An 18,858-nucleotide genomic window follows, 5' to 3' on the forward strand; every position below is an offset into this window, starting at 1 on the left:
CAAAAAAGCTGATTTTAACATCAGCTTTTTTTATTCTCAGTCGTTATATTTACAATTGGTAAATAAATGATTCTAAAGGATGTATTGTAATTGCCGCTCTTCCTTCACCATTTACAATCAATGGAACTGTACTACCGTACAATTGGTCTTTTATAGTATAACTACCATCTTTCAAATTCCATTTACTAATAATATCTTCCGGAATTTTTAATTCAAAAGTATTTGATACTTCCGAAGAAAAATTAGTCAACACAATTAATTTTTGATTTTCGGACCAACGAACAAAGGAATAAACATAGTTTGGATCATACCCAAGTCCTCCATGACGGTTTAATTCTTGGAGATCTTGAAATTGCCCCATTACTGCCGAACTTTTGACAGAAAAATTTAATAATCTTTTATAAAAATCTCGTAAATCTTTTTCGCTTTGAGTAAGTTTTCCTCCGTCAAAAGCGCCATCATTCATCCATCTTTGATGATTTGGAACACCAACATAATCAAAAATTGAAGTTCTGGAATGCGTACCAAATCCACCATTTTCATTTGCAGCCTCCCCTACTTCTTGTCCAAAATAAATCATAATAGGCGCTGAACTTATCATAGTTGAAACAACCATCATTGGTTTCCCTTTCTCGGCAGATCCGGCAAATTCTGGACTTGCCAATCTTTGTTCATCATGATTATCCAAAAACTTCAACATATGAATATCAATATCTGCCAATACACTTTGAATATAAGACAATCCATCCGGAGGTGTTTTTCCCTGAATAATATCTTTCAATTTATCGTATGTTTCTACTTTATCATACAAATAATCCATTTTACCCAAATGAATATAATTTCGGTACTCATTTGGATTGTAAACCTCCGCCATTAGAAAAGCATCCGGATTAGCATTTTTTATAGCTGAATTCATGAAACTCCAAAACTCGTAAGGAACCATTTCGGCCATATCATATCGAAAACCATCCACGCCTTTAGAAGTCCAATACAAGGCAATATCTCTAAATTTAATCCAAGAACTTGGAACGCTTTTATCCTTCCAAAATTCAAAATGCTCTTTATAAGAAAGTACATTAAAACCAGTTGGCAATTCAGGAAAATCTTTATAACCATCTGGACGAATACCATAATTCACTTTAACAGTTTCATACCAGTCATTCACATCTGGTTTTGCCAATCTAGAACCATTTCCTGTCCATTTAGCAGGGTTTTCATAAAACTTTCCATCAATAAGAGGATTACTTTCACCGTTTAAAGGATTATCACTATCTGGCAACTCAAATGGAGTATTTGGAATGTAATAAAAATTATTATCCCGTTTGTATTCTACAGTAACATCATCATCAGCACCAAAATCTCGTATACCTGCTGGATTACTTTTCCCTTCATACTTACGAGCAACGTGATTAGGCACAATATCAATAATCACTTTAAGATTTGCTTTGTGAGTACGTTTTATCAATGCTTCAAATTCTTCCAAACGCTTTTCAGGATCAACTGCCAAATCAGGATTAACATTATAATAGTCTTTGACAGCATAAGGCGAACCTGCTCTACCCTTTACCACTTCGGGATTATCATTTGAAATTCCTATTGCAGTATAATCCCGAATTACAGCATGATGCGGAACTCCCGTGTACCAAATGTGAGTAACTCCAAGATTTTTTATTTCCTGAAGCGCTTTATCCGTAAAATCATTGAATTTGCCAACTCCATTCTCTTCAATTGTTCCCCATAGTTTATTCGTTGTATTCTTGTTACCAAATAATCGAGTAAAAACTTGATAAACTACTGCTTTACTTTCGGAACTGGTTTCATTCTTTTGTACACTCATTATTATCTCTTTAAGTTCTATGTTTTATTATAAATCTTGTAACTATTAACTCGAGACTTATAATCCCATTGCTTTTTTTAGGTTTTATTATTTTCAATCCTAAATTCCTTTTGTGTTTAATGCTAATATTTTATAAATAAATCCTAATATACTTAGGGTTTGTTTCAATTTTCATAAATTTACAAAAAAATTAAGACCATTGAAGAAATCTTTATATTTCATTATTTATTGCCTAGTATTACTTAGTGTAAACTTTGTTTTGGCACAAGCCCCAAAAAAAATACATATTGAACAATCTGACTTTGCCGATGTCGACGAACTTAAGTTTCCAGATGCTCTTTTACTTACTGGAAATGTAAAAGTAAGTCATGATGGCGTAGTCTTAACCTGTAACAAAGCGTATTTTTTTCAAAAAGAAAATTATTTAAAAGCATTTGGAAATGTACAATTAGTACAAGGTGATACTTTATATTTAAATAGTAATTATGCAGAATATAGTGGAGAATTAAAAAAAGCTTTTGCAACTGGTAATGCAGTAATGAGTTCGCCAGATGCTACTTTGGCAACTGACACCATTAATTTTGACAGAAATATTCAAGAAGTATATTACAACACACCCGGAACTATTATCAACAAAGACAATACTTTAAAAAGTAAATCAGGTAGATACTTTGTAAAAGAGAAGAAATTCCTATTCTTAACGGCAGTTACACTTACTAATAAAACATACGAAATCAAATCCAATCATTTGGATTATTACAGCAATTCGGGACATTCCTATTTATTTGGGCCATCCACAATTACAAGTAAAACCAATTATATTTATACCGAAAAAGGGTTCTATGATACCAAAAAAAATCTAGCCCATTTTTTAGACAAATCCTACATCAAATATGATGATCGAATTATAAAAGGAGATAGTTTGTATTATGATCGGAATAAAGAATTTGCATCGGCAACACGAAACGTAAAAATAACCGATTCCATTAATCGAGGAGTTATTCGGGGACATTATGCTGAATTATACAAAAAGAAAGACTCGATGTTTGTAACAAAAAGAGCCTTGGCTGTCAACTTTGTAGATAATGATTCTGTGTATATTCATGGGAAAAAACTCATGGTTACTGGTAAAGAAAATGATAGAATCATTCGTGCTTTTAATAACGTTCGATTTTACAAAACTGACATGAGTGGGAAATGTGATTCTATTCATTCTAGTGCTAAAATTTCTTTGACAAAATTGATAGGAAACCCGATACTTTGGAATGGAGACAGCCAAATTACTGGTGATGTAATGCATCTAATTGGTGATAAAAACACGCAAAAACTGGATTCTCTCAAAGTGCTCAATAATACTTTTCTGGTCTCGAAGGACACCCTCGGAACTGGTTATAATCAAACAAAAGGTCAAAATTTATTTGGTAAATTCAAAGATGGAAAACTCCATGAGGTCGATATTATAAAAAGCGCCGAAGTCATTTACTATATGAGAAATGATGCAAAAGAACTCATTGGAATCAATAAAAATGTAAGTAGCAAAATCAATATTATTTTTGACAACAACGCAATTGATACTATTACTTTTTTCAAACAAGTAGATGGTATCATTTATCCCGAAGCTGAATTACCCGAAAATGCTAGGACTCTCCGTGGTCTCAATTGGCGTGGAGAGGAAAGAATAAAATCGAAAGACGATGTTTTTAGCAAAGAAGAAGATGCTGAAGAACTCAAAATCATCGAAGCAACTGCAAAAGACAAAGCCAAAAAAAGTGTTCCGATAAAAGTTAGAAAAGAAACTTTGAATTACGACAAGAAGAATTCGAAGAAGTAATCAGATTACAGTGCTCAGTCTCAGTTTCCAGGCCTTATAATTAAAACATTTTAAACGATTAAACCTTTAAACTCTTAAAAAAGTGAATCCAGATTTCATAAAATACCAAGCACAAACTTCTCCTTATCCGTTGGGTATGGAGGTTTCGCATGCTATTGGTTCTTATATCTTTGACACAAATAATAAAAAATATTTAGATTTTGTCGCAGGTGTTTCCGCTTGTACCCTAGGACATCAAAATAAAAGGGTAAATGACGCTATCAAAGATCAATTGGATAAATATTCACATGTAATGGTTTATGGGGAATATTCACAAAGTCCAGCTGTTGAATATTGCAAATTAATGGCTTCGCTACTTCCTGCACCTTTAGACAAAACGTATTTGGTCAATTCTGGAACCGAGGCAATCGAAGGTTCTTTAAAATTAGCCAAAAGAGTAACAGGAAGAAGCCAACTCATTTCCTGTCATAATGCCTATCACGGTAATACAATGGGCTCTATGAGCGTAATGGGATTTGAAGAACGCAAACAAGCTTTTCGACCTTTACTCCCAGATATTGATTTTATAACATTCAATAACGAAGACGATTTACAAAAAATAACTACCAAAACCGCTGGAATCTTATTAGAAACTATTCAGGGCGGTGCTGGTTTTATTGAACCCAATAATGACTTTTTAAAGAAAGTTAAAGCTCGATGTACCGAAGTAGGCGCTTTGATGATATTAGACGAAATTCAACCAGGATTTGGAAGAACGGGAGCTCTTTTTGGATTTCAAAACTACGATGTTGTACCCGATATTGTCGTTATGGGAAAAGGAATGGGTGGCGGAATGCCAGTAGGCGCTTTCACCGCATCCTCAGCAATGATGGATTTACTGACCGAAAATCCAAAATTAGGTCATATCACCACTTTTGGAGGACACCCTGTCATTGCGTCAGCCTGCTTAGCGACTTTGAAAGAATTAACTGAAACTAATATAATTACAGATACTTTAAACAAAGAAAAACTCTTTAGATCACTTTTGGTACATCCTTTGATACAAGAAATAAGAGGAAGAGGATTAATGCTTGCAGCGATGACTGCAACTGCTGACATTACGAATGAAGTGATTTTAAAATGCCAAGACAGAGGTCTAATTCTATTTTGGTTGCTGTTTGAAGGCTGTGCCATCCGAATTACTCCTCCATTGACTATTTCTGAAAAAGAAATTAGAGAAGGCTGTGCCATAATTCTCGAAGTAATGGACGAAATTAAGATTTCAGAATTAAGATTTCAGAATTAAGATTTCAGAATTAAGATTTTTGATTTTAATTTTTGATTTTGATTTTTAGAAAATAGAAAATAAATTGAAAAATTGACATTGTAATTGACATTGTAATTGAAAAACCTGTTAATTAAATTGTTCACAACAAATAGTAATCTTCCTCATTTCAACAATACGTTTTCCTAATTTTATTTTAGGATAATTTAAAAACACACAGTATGCAATTAAGCAACGAAGAAGAAGATTATAACTTATCCCTATCAAAATTTGAGTCTATGTTGAAAACCAACAAAGTACTCTTTTTTGATTCCGAAGAATTTGAAGAAATTATTCTTCATTATCTCGATATGGGCAAGACTGCATTGGCCAAAAAAGCTCTAAAATTAGCTCTTGAGCAACATCCAAGATCTACTGGTCTTAAATTAGTCCAGGTAGAAATGCTAATTTATGATGATAAACTCGAAATAGCCGAAAAGTTATTGAATGAGTTGTACGCAATAGAACCAACCAACGAAGAAATTTACATTCAGAAAGCTAATATCTGTTCTAAAAGAGATCAGCATGAAAAGGCCGTTGAAATACTTAAAATAGCATTACAATACACTGATGACTTTGCCGATGTTTACAACTTAATTGGCATGGAGTATCTTTTTATGGACAATCTTGAATTAGCCAAAGAAAGCTTTATTAAATGTCTAGAAGAAGATTTAGAGGATCAATCTGCTTTGTATAATGTGGTTTATTGTTTTGAATTTTTAGACCAAAATCAAGAAGCGATTGCCTATCTGAATAAATATATTAACCAAAATCCGTATAGCGAAATTGCCTGGCATCAGCTGGGGCGTTTGTTCTATGGTGTAAAAGAATATGAAAGTGCCATTCGCGCATTTGATTATGCAACTCTTATTGATGAAGAATTTCTTGGTGCTTTTATGGAAAAAGCAAAAGCACTAGAACGTCTAAAAAAATATGATTTAGCAATTGAAAGTTACAATAGAACTTTAGAATTAGACGATGCTACTTCTTATGCATTACTTCGAATAGGTAAATGCTACGAACGATTAGGTAACAAAGTTCTCGCTCTTAAATATTTTAATAAAACCGTACATGAAGACCCATTACTAGATAAAGGCTGGATTGCTATTACCGATTTTTATGTACGCCAAAAAAACTTCCAAAAAGCATTGTTTTTTGTCAATAAAGCATTAGCTATAGACAATCAAAATAAACTATATTGGAAACGTTTTGCTGCTATTAACAAACAAATGAACTTGTTTGAAGAAGCTGAACTTGGTTATAGAAAAGCAGTAGAATTTGGAGATTATCAATTGGACACTTGGTTATTTTGGGTAGATATTCTTCAATTTTTAGGTGAATTCGAAAGTGCTATTCAAACATTATTACAAGCTTCAGAATATTTCCCTGAGGAAAACGAAGTTGAATATAGATTAGCAGGATTGTATTTCATGATTTCAGAGAATATCAAAGCAAAATTTCACTTAAGTAATGCTTTACGTTTGAATCCTGAAAACTACATCCTCCTTGAAGATTTATTCCCAGTAGTATGGCAAAAGAAAATGGTAAGAAATTATATTGACAAACATAACAAACAATAATGATTGAAGTTTTAAGAAAACGTTTTGGTTTATTAGGCCGTAATATTAGTTATTCCTTTTCAAAAGGATATTTTACAGAAAAATTCAGCAAAGAACATTTTGAAGGTTGCTCTTATGAAAATTTTGATATTTCTGAGATTAATTATTTCACTGAGTTAAGAAAAAATAATACCGACCTTAGCGGGCTAAATGTAACAATTCCTTACAAACAGGAAATACTACCATTTTTGGATAAATTATCTAAAAACGCAAAAGAAATCGGAGCTGTAAACACTATAAAATTTACAAAAAAAGGAAAATTAAAAGGGTATAATACTGACTATTATGGTTTCCAAAAATCATTACAACCATTATTAGAACCGCATCATAAAAAAGCACTTATTTTAGGCACTGGAGGCGCATCAAAAGGCGTTGCTTTTGCATTAGACAAATTAGGTATCACTTATACATTTGTATCTCGTGAGTCTAAAGAAAACTGCATTGATTACAGTTTAATAAACGCTACTACTTTTGACAATTATCAAATTATCATTAATTGCTCTCCAGTAGGAACTAGTCCGAATATCGATTTATTTCCACTTATTCCATATGAATATTTCACAGAAAAACACATTGCCTACGACTTAATTTATAATCCAGCTGAAACTCAATTTTTAAGTAAGGCTAAAGCACAAGGAGCTATTACAAAAAATGGTTTAGACATGCTTATTTTTCAAGCTGAAAAATCATGGAAAATTTGGAATAAATAAAAACCAGATTAATTATACTGTTTTATATTCAATTTATAAAATACTAAAAACCTCAAAATGGAGTTCCTTTTTGAGGTTTTTTTTCATAAAAAATCGCCCCTTTTAAGGCCGCCTCGAATGTTTTAACAACGGAATAATCCTTATTAGTCGGGAGTTGTAAGTAAAAATACAATGTTGAAAGCCATTCACAACTTGCATCAAAACGTCAAAAAGCTAATTAACAAACTAGAATCAAACCAAATTACGCTTATAAAGAAAGTATTTTCTTAAAATAAAAGCTTTAATCAATAGTTTTATTTTGTATTGTAACGCACCTTTAGTATCTTTCGCATTCAAAAATTAAAAACCTTATACATTTACAAAATGTTAGAAGAAAAGAACGACAACCTGTCTCTTAATAACAATGAGACAGACGGAAAAACAATCAATGAATTGCAAGAAACAATTCAGTCTGAAACGCCTATAGTGGACGAAATTGAAATCAGTGATTCAATTGTTGAGGGAAATGCCGTAGTTGCAAATGAAGAAATTGTATCGGAAATTGAAACTGTTGCGGATGAAAAGCAAACTGTTATCGACGCAATTGCTGAAACAAATGCTGAGGAAAGCGAAGATGAAACATTAAAGGAGCGTCATGATATTCCGTTGTTGGATTATGAAGCATTACCAATGGAAAAACTTGTAGATGAATTGAAAAATTTAGTTACAAATGAAAAAGTAATGTCTATTAAAGAGCATGTTGAAGAAATTCGAAAAGCATTTTTAGCCAAATACAATCACCTTATTGAAGAGAAAAAAGAGGAATTTAATCACGAAAATCAAGATCCTAACGAAGAATTCCAATATCATTCTCCATTAAAATCGAAGTTTGATCAGTATTATACGATATACAAAGACAATAAAAACGTTCACTTTAAAAGTCTACAATCTAATTTAAAAACCAATTTAGAGGTTCGATTAGCAATTGTAGAAGAGTTAAAAGAATTAATTAATCCTCAGGCCAACATCAAAGACACTTTAAATCATTTTAATGAATTAAGAGAAAGATGGAAAAATGCGGGATCAATTCCAAAAGACAAATACAACCACGTTTGGAATAACTATCATTTTCACGTAGAGAATTTTTATGATTATTTACACTTGGATAGAGAAGCTAGAGATATTGACTTTAAATACAATCTGGAACAAAAGCAAAAAATCGTAGCTCGCGTTGAAGAATTACTAAAAGAGGCGGATATTAATAAAGCTTTTAGAGAACTTCAAGATCTTCATCGTATTTGGAAAGAAGATATTGGTCCAGTTTCTAGAGAACACCGTGATGAAATTTGGAACCAGTTTAGTGAACTAACAAAAAAAATGCATGATAAGCGCGAATTATTGTTTGAAAGCTTAAGAGGGACCGAACTTGAAAACCTTGAAAAGAAAAAAGAAATTATTGCCAAAATTGAAGTTTTAGCAACTGAAAAAGTAAATGCTCATTCACAATGGTTACTTCAAATTGAAAAAGTAGAAGCATTGCGTACTGCATTTTTCTCCGCAGGAAAAGTTCCATCTGATGTAAATGAAGAAACTTGGGCAGCATTCAAAACAGCTGTAAGAAACTTCAATAGTTTTAAAAATTCTTTTTACAAAGACATTAAAAAAGACCAAAACGACAATCTTAATAAAAAAATTGCTCTTGTAAAAAAGGCAAAAGAATTACAAGAAAGTGTTGATTTTGCTAGCACAACTCCTGTAATGAAACAAATCCAGGAAGAGTGGAAAAAAATTGGTCATGTACCAAGAAAATACTCTGACAAAATTTGGAATGAATTTAGAGAAGCTTGCAATCATTATTTTGACAAGTTAAAAGAACACAAAAGTGTCGAAAACGTTGACGAAGTAGAAGCTTTTGATAAAAAGAAAGCATACTTAGAAACACTAAGAGAATTTCAATTGACTGGTGACCACAAAACTGATTTGGATGCCATTAAATTACATATAGAAACTTGGAAAAATTTTGGTAAAGTTCCATTCCCAAGAAGACATATCGAAGGTAAATTCAACAAAATCTTAGATGCTTTATTTGAAAAATTAAGCTTGAGCAAAAAAGATACTGAAATGATGCGTTTCTCTAACAGAATGGATCATTTATCTGAAAGTAATGATACTCGAAAATTAGATAACGAGAAGATTTTCTTAATGCGAAAAATTGAAGAAGTACAAAACGAAATTTTCCAATTAGAGAATAATATTCAGTTTTTTACCAATACAAGAAATGCGAAGAAAGAAAATTCAATTGTATTAGAAGTTCGAAAAAACATTGCTATTCACAAAGAAAGCTTAGATGTTTGGAAAGAAAAATTAAAACAATTGAGAAATTTAGGTCAAGAATAGATTTAGATATAAGTTACTGAGATTCTAAGAAACTAAGTTTCTAAGTTTTTAGAATCTTCAAAAATAAACTAACCTCAAACTTTAAAACGTTTGAGGTTTTTACATAAATAAGGTCAACAAAAACAAGTTTTAACTTTCATTTACCATATTAACAAAGCAAATCAAAAACCAATTATTTAAATTTGTCGCATGAAAAACTTTTGGAAGTTTATTGTATTGGCTTGCCTGCTTACGCAGTTTGGCTTCGCTTATAATACAAATCAACAATCAACACCTTCCTTCCAAAAGAAAGACAACACTAGCTTAACTAAAGAAAACTCAAGTGCTTTTCAGCTTGTTCAATTAAGCATTGAAAGAGTTACATTAGATTTAAAAAATAACAATCGCATTCCAGTTGGCATTGGCCACTATCCTACTGAACTCCAATCTCTTTCTGTTTTAAGAGACACTACCCCTAAAATAGTCTTATCAAACCAAGATATCGACAGATATAATGGAGTTTCTATCTTACTTTTTCCATTTCATTATTTTTGGTGATCCCATACTTTGATTCCGTATTATAAAAGTTAACTCAACTTTTAATTCTTTCTTGATTCATCTCGAACTAAGAAGTCAAATCATTATGTATAATTATCAAAAAATAAAAAATGGATACTTCCGTAACACTCATAGGACTTGCAATCGCAATATTAATTGGCATTCCGCTAACTTTAGCATTTCGTTCAAATTTTCTAAACAAAAAGAGAATAACACAAATAAAAAAGCAATATAGTAATTACAATTTTGAATTAACCGAAACACAAAACAAGAAAATTATAGCTATAGATCAAAAGAACAAAGGTTTTTTATTCATTGATTTTAGTTATAATAAAGAGACCGTTTACTTCGCAAATCTAAATAACATCCTTTTGTGTAATATCGTAGTAACACATGAAAATAAATCAACTACTGTATTAAAAGTTGAAATTGAATTGGTTCATAAAGACACCATGAAAAAAGAAATGATTCCGATTTATAATATTGAAAATCATTTTCTAGACTTTAATTGCCTGTATGAAGACCACAAATTAGCAGAAAAATGGGTCGACATAATCAATGAATGCATATTATAACAACTCAACAAAGAGGTTCTAGCGAACCTCTTTGTTTATATATAGCTATTTTCTAATATGATAAATATCATTTTAAATAATAAAGAGTAATCCTATTTTTGATTTATATTAAAATCGAACTATGGAAATCTCACTTATTCAAAAATACAATGTTCCAGGTCCCAGATACACCAGTTATCCTAGTGTTCCTTATTGGGATGAGTTGGAATTTACAAATGAAATTTGGATTCAAACTCTAAAAAAGTCTTTCCTGGAAAGTAATAACAAAGAAGGCATTAGTTTATATATTCATTTACCATTTTGCGAAAGCTTGTGTACATTTTGCGGCTGTAACAAACGTATCACCAAAAATCATGAGGTTGAAAATCCATACATTGCAGCAATTTTAAAAGAATGGATGCTTTATTGTAAAATCCTGGACGAAAAACCAAAAATTAAAGAAATCCATCTAGGCGGAGGAACTCCAACATTTTTCTCTATAAAAAGTCTAGAAAACTTAATAAACGGAATATTATCTTATGCAGAAAAAGCGGAAGGATATGAATTCAGTTTTGAAGGCCATCCAAATAATACAACTTTTGGTCATTTGCAGAAACTATACGATTTAGGCTTTAGGAGAGTCAGTTTTGGAGTGCAAGACTACTCCGAAAAAGTGCAAAAAGCCATCAATAGAATACAGCCTTTTCACAATGTCGCTAAAGTAACATTTTGGGCAAGACAAATTGGTTATACTTCCATTGGGCATGATATTATATTTGGATTACCATTTCAAGAAGTTGAAAACATCGTTGATACTATCGAAAAAACAAACTCATTACAGCCCGATCGATTGGCGTTTTATAGTTATGCTCATGTTCCTTGGATAAAAGGCAATGGACAACGTGGATTTCATGATGAAGATATTCCAAAGGATGATACTAAAAGAAAATTGTATGAAGTTGGAAAAGAATTGCTTTTCGAAAATGACTATTATGAAATTGGAATGGATCATTTTGCATTAAAATCGGATAGTTTGTATCACTCTTTTGACACTAAAAAATTACACAGAAACTTTATGGGCTATAGTTCCTCCAAAATTCAATTAATGATTGGATTGGGAGTTTCTTCCATAAGTGATAGTTGGTACAGTTTTGCTCAAAACGTTAAGAATCTCGAAGATTATTATCAATTATTAGAATGGGATAAATTACCAATATCTAAAGGGCATCATTTATCTAATGAAGACCTCATCATTAGAAAACACATTTTGAATTTAATGTGTCATTTTGAAACCAGTTGGAAAAACCCCATGGATTATGTTTCTGAAATCCCTGAAATTTTAACTCAACTCGAAGAAATGGAAAAGGATTCTTTATTGGTTATAACAGAAAACAAAATTATAGTCACCGAAAAAGGAAAACCATACGTGCGCAACATTTGCATGGCATTCGATTTAAGATTAAAAAGAAAAACACCTGAAACGGCATTATTTTCAATGACTATTTAGAAAAAGAGGCTAAGTTTCGAAGATACTAATTCCCTAAGAATCTCAAAACTTAGAAACTTAGAAACTTAGAAACTTAGTATCTTAGAAGCTTAGGAACTCATTAATGACAATTGGCTTTTTCTTGTATAAATAAACTCATATTTGAAGGAGAAACGTAGGGAATTCCAAGTCCTAACCCTCTCAGAATAAACAAAACTCCAATTATAACTCCAACGTAAGGAATCACTTTTTGAATTCTATTTCTGATTGGAATAGTAAGGAATGAATTAATATATACCACCAAACTCATTAATGGTACAGTTCCCAAACCGAAAAGCAACATATACAAAACTCCAAAACCAGCACTTTGCATGGCTATGGCTCCAAACAAGGCTACATACACCATCCCACATGGTAAAAACCCATTCAGTAACCCAATTATAAAAATAGATTTAAAACTTTTATTTTTGAAATGGCTTCCAAGATTTTGCTTTATTTTTGAAATCAATTTATAAACTGGTTTAGAAAAATTATATCTAGCCAAAACTTTTTCGGGAATTAAAATTACTAAAATCATGGCGACTCCAATAAAAATAGATAATTGTTGTTGAATTCCTGCCAGAAAAAATCCTTTGCCCAGCAATCCAAAAAGCAAACCTATACTTCCATAAGCTGTTAACCTACCTAAATGATACGTGATAATTTGAATTGCTTTTTTTGCAGGATTATTACGCTCTACAGGTAACATCATAGCAATAGGACCGCACATTCCTATGCAGTGAAAACTACTTATTAATCCAAATAAAAAGGCAGTGTAAAGCATTGTAATTTTTGATTAAAGATTTCAGACTTTAGAATGCAGATTTTAAAGTAAAGTGATTTAAAACTATTTTCTCTATTTTCTTTTCATTTTATATAAATCTCTTCCTTGGTCAAATAAGACTTTCCATTGTATTTCCATTCCATGTTTATATTCCATTCGCCGCCAATCAACTTATCTTTAGGAATAAACAATGAAGCCGAATCCGTAAATGAAAGTGGCACCTGAAAATCAAATTTCTTATTGGAAGCCCTATATAAAGCAACTGTTCCCTTAATATCTTTTGGAGAAAAATCTACAGGAAATACAATCGAAACACCATCAGCATCAACAGTAATCACAGGCTTTTCTTTTAAATCATGAGCATTTTGAATGCGTGCCATTTCATCTTGAAAGTGCACATCATGTTTATAATATTCTTCGACTACCAAATCATTATCATACTTACTGTCTGATTGCACTTTTACAACAAAATACATGATAAAGCTTATGAATAAAGCAAAGGCAATCACGATATAAGTTCCCCAATTATTTTTCATTTTTTATTTTTTAAAATATTTTTCAAACAATCATTAAAGCTAATCAAAACTTCGAGGGCTTAAGAAACTGGTATGAGTTGTTTCAATTTTTTTGTTCCCTTCGTAAAGATCAATCTCTAAATTAGTTCTATCTGATTCCAATAAATATTTATTAATCTCAATAAACATTGTTCCGCTAGACATTCCTTGCTTTGGAACTTTCAATTCTTGAATCCCAACTACCTTCAAAGTTCCTTTAATTCCAACCAATTCGAAATGCATATCCTTAATATCTTGGCTTGTTTTATTAATGATTTTAAAAGTATAAACATTACTAATATTATCTCCTTTATGCTGAAACAACTGCCCAGGTAATCTAAAAATGGTTGCTTCGACCTCAGTCCTCAAAAACAATAAACCTGTAAGTATACCAACTAATATTACTAATATAGCTGTATATCCTTTCATTCTGGCTGTAAATTTAAACTTGGCCTTGGTTTCAATTTCATCTTCCGAAGCATAACGAATCAATCCTAATGGCAATCCCACACTTTTCATAATATCATCACATTCATCAATACAAGCTGTGCAATTCACGCATTCAAGTTGTACCCCATTGCGAATATCAATTCCTGTTGGACAAACATTTACACATTGTTTGCAATCGATACAATCCCCTTTTCCTGATGCGGCTCTGTCTTCTTGCTTATTGAATTTGGCTCTTCCAACCTCTTTTTCACCACGAACAAAATCATAAGCAACATTGATAGATTTTTTATCCAATAAAACACCTTGTAATCTTCCGTAAGGACAAGCTATAATGCACACTTGTTCTCTAAACCATGCAAATACAAAATAGAAAACGCTTGTAAAAATCAATAATGATATAAAGGTACTCTTATGAGCAAAAGGCCCGTCATCTATCAACTGAAACAATTCGTCACTACCAATAAGATAAGCCAAAAATACATTGGCTATTAAAAATGAAATCACTAAAAACAAAAACCATTTTATTGATTTTTTTCGAATTTTTTCTCCATTCCATTCTTGTTTTTCTAAACGGATTTGCGCTCCTCTGTCTCCTTCAATCCAATATTCTATTCGGCGAAAAACCATTTCCATAAAGATGGTTTGTGGACAAATCCACCCACAAAAGATCCTTCCAAAGATGACCGTAAACAGAATAACAAAAACGACCCCAATGACCATAAACAATACAAAAAGATAAAAATCCTGAGGCCAAAAAGAGAAACTAAAAATATTAAAACGCCGTTCCCACACATTAAACATCATAAATTGATTTCCATTTATTTTCAAAAACGGATTGACAATAAGGATGGTTAACAAAAAATAGCTAACCACTTTTCTATAATCATAAAACTTACCCGAAGGTTTTTTGGGATAAATATACTTTCTATGACCTTCTTCATCAATAGTCCCTATGGTATCTCTAAAAGATTCGTCTAGATTGGCTGCCATTTTTTTGTTTTTAAAACATTAAAAAAAAGAGCCTTGCGAAAAATTTAATTTTGACAAAGCTCCTTTTAATATATTACTACTTTACTTTTGTACTATCTACAACTGGAATTGCAACAGCTGTATCGGTTTTAGGAGCATTTTCATCGACCCAAATTTCACCATCGGGAGCTTTGGGATCTTTTGGATTACTTCCTCTTAATGAGATTACGTAACTGGCAACTGCTTGAATTTCTTTTGGTTTTAAAGTTCCTTTCCAAGCAATCATTCCTTTACCATCACGACCTCCATTTGTAATTGTATGGAATAAATTTTTAATTCCACCACCTAAAATCCAATGATCATCGGTTAAATTTGGTCCAATTTGACCTCCGGCATCGGCTCTATGGCAAGCCACACAATTTGTTGCAAAAATTTCTTTCCCTTTACTTATAGATTCACCATCAGTTAATAAGGTAACCGTTTTTTCGTCCATCAAATCGGGTGCTGTTTTCATATATTCAGCCACATCAATTTTGGCTTGAGCCATTTCAGCTTTCAATTCTTCTTCTTGATTTGGAGCTCCCATAATTTCAAAACGAACCAAATATATTACAGAAAAAATAATACAGGCGTAGAATAAATACACCCACCATGGCGGTAAATTATTATCCAATTCTTTGATTCCATCATAATCATGATCCATCAATAGTTGCTTTTCCTCTTCAATTGGAACTGATTGAGTAAAATTTTGCACTAGTTTTTGGTACCAATTATTTTGTGGATTTAACGCTTCTTCACGAGCCAGATTCTCTTTCTCAGCATCTGTCAATAAAAGGTAACTCATTTTATTAATGGCTGATAATGTTATTTCGATTGCTACCAAAACAAAGATAAAAACAACCAAAAAGACCAAAACCATAGGATATCTTATAAAAGCAGGCTGATTTCCCGAATCGATAAAATATTCCATCGCTCCAAAAACGAAGAAAAATAGAACTAGAACTCTTATATAAGGTGGAATTATTTTTTTCATACGTAGTTAATATTTAATTTTTTAAAGGAATATGGTATCGCCATTCATCATTTTTAATGTTCTTTTTTGAATCATGGCGACTTCATTATCTATATATTTTAAATTGTACAATTTAATCTTCTAATGGAATTTGGCTAATTTCGTCTATCGTCTCTTTTTTATACGAATAAACCCAAAGCCCTAAACCAAGAAAAAAGAAAAAGAAAATCAACAACGATAGTATTGGAAAAATTGCAACTCCCGCAATGGTTTCCATATTGTGTTTAATTTGTTCGAACATAACTGTTTAATTTTATTATTCTTTTACTTTAATATCAGTACCAAGTCTTTGCATATATGCAATTAATGCAACAATTTCTCTTTCGTTCATTGGAACAAATTTTTCACCTCTTGCAATAGCTTTCTTTTTGCTATCCTCATAACTTTTTACAAAGTCAGGGTCATTTTTAAGGCTTTCTTCAATGGCTAATGCTTGAGTTCTTAACTCTTTTAAACCATTTGTAATTTGGGTATCACTATAAGGTACGCCAAGAGTTTTCATAGCTTTCATTTTTTTTTCGGTCATTGAAACATCCATAGCTTTATTATCAAACAACCATTTATAGCTAGGCATAATTGAACCTGCAGATATACTTTGCGGACTCCAAAAGTGATTAAAATGCCAATTGTCATTATATTTTCCACCAACTCTCAATAAATCTGGACCAGTTCGTTTTGAACCCCATAAAAATGGATGATCGTAAACAAACTCTCCTGCTTTTGCTTGTGGTCCATAACGTTCTACTTCACTTCTAAATGGACGAACTGATTGGGAGTGACATCCCACACAACCTTCTCGGATATATAAATCGCGTCCTTCAAGTTCCAGCGGTGAATAAGGTTTAACACTTGAAATAGTTGGTATATTTGATTTCACCATAATCGTTGGAACAATTTGAATAATTCCACCAATTAATATCGCTATCGTAGCGAAAACTGCCATCTTAATTGGTTTTCTTTCCAACCAAGAGTGGTATTTTTCGCCTTTAAGTCTTCCTGATTTAATAGTTTGTAATGCAGGAGCTTCTGCCAATTCATCTTCTACTTCTGAACCAACTCTTACTGTTTGAATAATATTATAAACCAATGTTAACATACCAACTAGATACATCGTCCCTCCAATAGCTCTCATCCAATACATTGGCATAATTTGAGTAACCGTTTCAAGGAAATTACCATACGTTAATGTACCATCAGGATTAAATTGTTTCCACATAGAAGCTTGTAGAAAACCTGCCAAATACATTGGTAATGTGTATAATATGATTCCTAGAGTTCCTATCCAAAAATGGAAATTTGCCAATTTAGTAGAATACAAACTCGTTTTTGTCATTCTTGGAATTAACCAATAAATAATACCAAAAGCCATAAAACCATTCCATGCTAATGCACCAACGTGTACGTGAGCAATAATCCAATCCGTGTAGTGCGCAATAGCATTTACATTTTTAAGAGAAAGCATTGGCCCTTCAAAAGTAGCCATACCATAACCAGTCATAGCGACAACAAAGAATTTCAAAACAGGTTCTTCACGTACTTTATCCCAAACACCTCTTAAGGTTAAAAGCCCATTAATCATACCTCCCCATGACGGAGCAATCAACATCACAGAGAATACTACTCCTAAATTTTGAGCCCAAGTAGGCAAAGCAGAATACAGCAAATGGTGAGGTCCTGCCCAGATATATAAAAATATTAATGACCAAAAGTGAATAATAGACAATCTGTAAGAGTAAATAGGACGATTGGCTACTTTAGGAACAAAATAATACATTAATCCTAAATAAGGTGTCGTTAAGAAAAAGGCAACTGCATTGTGCCCATACCACCATTGAACTAATGCATCCTGAACTCCTGCATAAACTGAATAACTCTTCATAGCAGAAATTGGCAACTCTAAACTATTAAATATATGCAATACGGCAACGGTAATAAATGTGGCTAAATAAAACCAAATGGCAACATATAAGTGGCGCTCTCTTCTTTTTAACATGGTTCCAATCATGTTAATTCCAAAAGTTACCCATATTAAAGCGATAGCAATGTCAATTGGCCATTCAAGTTCTGCATACTCTTTGGATGAAGTATATCCTAATGGAAGAGAAATAGCTGCCGCAACAATAATTAATTGCCAACCCCAAAAATTAAGATTACTCAAAAAATCACTGTACATTCTGGCTTTTAATAAACGCTGAAGCGAATAGTAAACCCCAGCAAACATTGCATTACCAACAAAGGCAAAAATCACCGCATTGGTATGTAAAGGTCTTAATCTTCCAAAACTTAACCATGAAATTCCATCGGTCATATTAGGAAAAAGGAACATAATGGCCAATATAAGCCCAACTAACATTCCAACTACCCCAAAAAGTATGGTGGCATAAATGAACTTCTTTACAATTTTGTTGTCGTAATAAAATTGTTCCATTTCCATATTATAATTATTTTTAAAGTTGTTTAAGATTAGTTTTGTTTAAAATCAAAAGATTAAGAGTGGTTTAACTTTCAATTTCAGGTTTGTTAGGTGAGGGTTTGACTAATTCATCATCAAAAAGAATTCTGACCGAAGGGGTATAATCATCGTCATATTGACCAGATTTTACGGCTAAAACAAAAGCAATAAAAAATCCAATGGCGACAAAAATGCTGATAGCGATTAACAAGTATATAACGCTCATATCTAAATATTAAGTTAACAAAAGTATAGGCTTCACTTTTTATAAAAAATGACAATTAT

Annotated in this window: 16 protein-coding genes; 8 read left to right on the forward strand and 8 right to left on the reverse strand. The window is 32.1% G+C overall.

Annotation, left to right across the window (positions count from 1 at the left end; all coding sequences use genetic code 11):
- Nucleotides 1–49: 49 nt before the first annotated feature.
- Nucleotides 50–1,837, reverse strand: a complete 1,788-nt coding sequence (locus tag ACUN3A_RS03330) for an alpha-amylase family protein (RefSeq protein ID WP_445549937.1) — start codon at nucleotides 1,835–1,837, stop codon at nucleotides 50–52.
- Between the two features lie 199 nt (nucleotides 1,838–2,036).
- Here ACUN3A_RS03330 and ACUN3A_RS03335 point away from each other — a divergent pair, with 199 nt between their 5' ends.
- From ACUN3A_RS03335 to hemN, 8 genes are all read left to right on the forward strand, one after another.
- The gene (locus tag ACUN3A_RS03335) at nucleotides 2,037–3,668 is read left to right on the forward strand and encodes an OstA-like protein (protein ID WP_445549938.1); all 1,632 of its coding nucleotides are present in this window, start codon (nucleotides 2,037–2,039) and stop codon (nucleotides 3,666–3,668) included.
- 82 nt (nucleotides 3,669–3,750) lie between these two features.
- Nucleotides 3,751–4,953, forward strand: coding sequence for an aspartate aminotransferase family protein (locus ACUN3A_RS03340; RefSeq protein WP_445549939.1), 1,203 nt, complete (start codon nucleotides 3,751–3,753; stop codon nucleotides 4,951–4,953).
- A gap of 200 nt (nucleotides 4,954–5,153) precedes the next feature.
- Nucleotides 5,154–6,551, forward strand: coding sequence for a tetratricopeptide repeat protein (locus ACUN3A_RS03345; protein ID WP_445549940.1), 1,398 nt, complete (start codon nucleotides 5,154–5,156; stop codon nucleotides 6,549–6,551).
- A complete protein-coding gene (locus ACUN3A_RS03350; RefSeq protein ID WP_445549941.1) occupies nucleotides 6,551–7,300 on the forward strand; it encodes a shikimate dehydrogenase family protein in 750 nt (249 codons plus the stop codon). The genes ACUN3A_RS03345 and ACUN3A_RS03350 overlap by 1 nt, the downstream gene beginning before the upstream one ends.
- A gap of 363 nt (nucleotides 7,301–7,663) precedes the next feature.
- On the forward strand, nucleotides 7,664–9,676 hold the full coding sequence (locus ACUN3A_RS03355; protein ID WP_445549942.1) for a DUF349 domain-containing protein: 2,013 nt from the start codon (nucleotides 7,664–7,666) through the stop codon (nucleotides 9,674–9,676).
- A gap of 189 nt (nucleotides 9,677–9,865) precedes the next feature.
- Nucleotides 9,866–10,213, forward strand: coding sequence for a hypothetical protein (locus ACUN3A_RS03360; protein ID WP_445549943.1), 348 nt, complete (start codon nucleotides 9,866–9,868; stop codon nucleotides 10,211–10,213).
- Nucleotides 10,214–10,323: 110 nt separating this feature from the next.
- Complete coding sequence (locus tag ACUN3A_RS03365; RefSeq protein WP_445549944.1) at nucleotides 10,324–10,788, forward strand: hypothetical protein; 465 nt, start codon at nucleotides 10,324–10,326, stop codon at nucleotides 10,786–10,788.
- Between the two features lie 121 nt (nucleotides 10,789–10,909).
- Nucleotides 10,910–12,274, forward strand: coding sequence for an oxygen-independent coproporphyrinogen III oxidase (hemN, locus tag ACUN3A_RS03370; RefSeq protein WP_445549945.1), 1,365 nt, complete (start codon nucleotides 10,910–10,912; stop codon nucleotides 12,272–12,274).
- A gap of 100 nt (nucleotides 12,275–12,374) precedes the next feature.
- On the opposite strand, the gene ACUN3A_RS03375 is transcribed toward hemN, so the two are convergent.
- The 7 genes from ACUN3A_RS03375 to ccoS form a co-directional block, all read right to left on the reverse strand.
- Nucleotides 12,375–13,076 (reverse strand): sulfite exporter TauE/SafE family protein, encoded by a 702-nt coding sequence (locus ACUN3A_RS03375; RefSeq protein ID WP_445549946.1) that lies wholly within the window; start codon nucleotides 13,074–13,076, stop codon nucleotides 12,375–12,377.
- A gap of 83 nt (nucleotides 13,077–13,159) precedes the next feature.
- Complete coding sequence (locus tag ACUN3A_RS03380; protein ID WP_445549947.1) at nucleotides 13,160–13,612, reverse strand: FixH family protein; 453 nt, start codon at nucleotides 13,610–13,612, stop codon at nucleotides 13,160–13,162.
- A gap of 39 nt (nucleotides 13,613–13,651) precedes the next feature.
- The gene (gene ccoG, locus ACUN3A_RS03385) at nucleotides 13,652–15,070 is read right to left on the reverse strand and encodes a cytochrome c oxidase accessory protein CcoG (protein ID WP_445549948.1); all 1,419 of its coding nucleotides are present in this window, start codon (nucleotides 15,068–15,070) and stop codon (nucleotides 13,652–13,654) included.
- 76 nt (nucleotides 15,071–15,146) lie between these two features.
- Nucleotides 15,147–16,082, reverse strand: a complete 936-nt coding sequence (locus tag ACUN3A_RS03390; protein ID WP_445549949.1) for a cbb3-type cytochrome c oxidase N-terminal domain-containing protein — start codon at nucleotides 16,080–16,082, stop codon at nucleotides 15,147–15,149.
- A gap of 112 nt (nucleotides 16,083–16,194) precedes the next feature.
- Nucleotides 16,195–16,362 carry a CcoQ/FixQ family Cbb3-type cytochrome c oxidase assembly chaperone gene (locus tag ACUN3A_RS03395; protein ID WP_035640388.1) on the reverse strand — a complete coding sequence of 56 codons (168 nt, stop codon included), beginning with the start codon at nucleotides 16,360–16,362 and terminating at the stop codon, nucleotides 16,195–16,197.
- A 15-nt stretch (nucleotides 16,363–16,377) separates the two neighbouring features.
- Nucleotides 16,378–18,555, reverse strand: coding sequence for a cytochrome-c oxidase, cbb3-type subunit I (gene ccoN / locus ACUN3A_RS03400; protein WP_445549950.1), 2,178 nt, complete (start codon nucleotides 18,553–18,555; stop codon nucleotides 16,378–16,380).
- Between the two features lie 64 nt (nucleotides 18,556–18,619).
- Nucleotides 18,620–18,799, reverse strand: a complete 180-nt coding sequence (gene ccoS / locus ACUN3A_RS03405) for a cbb3-type cytochrome oxidase assembly protein CcoS (protein ID WP_445549951.1) — start codon at nucleotides 18,797–18,799, stop codon at nucleotides 18,620–18,622.
- Nucleotides 18,800–18,858: the final 59 nt, after the last annotated feature.

This window comes from Flavobacterium sp. WC2509 (genome assembly GCF_052683105.1).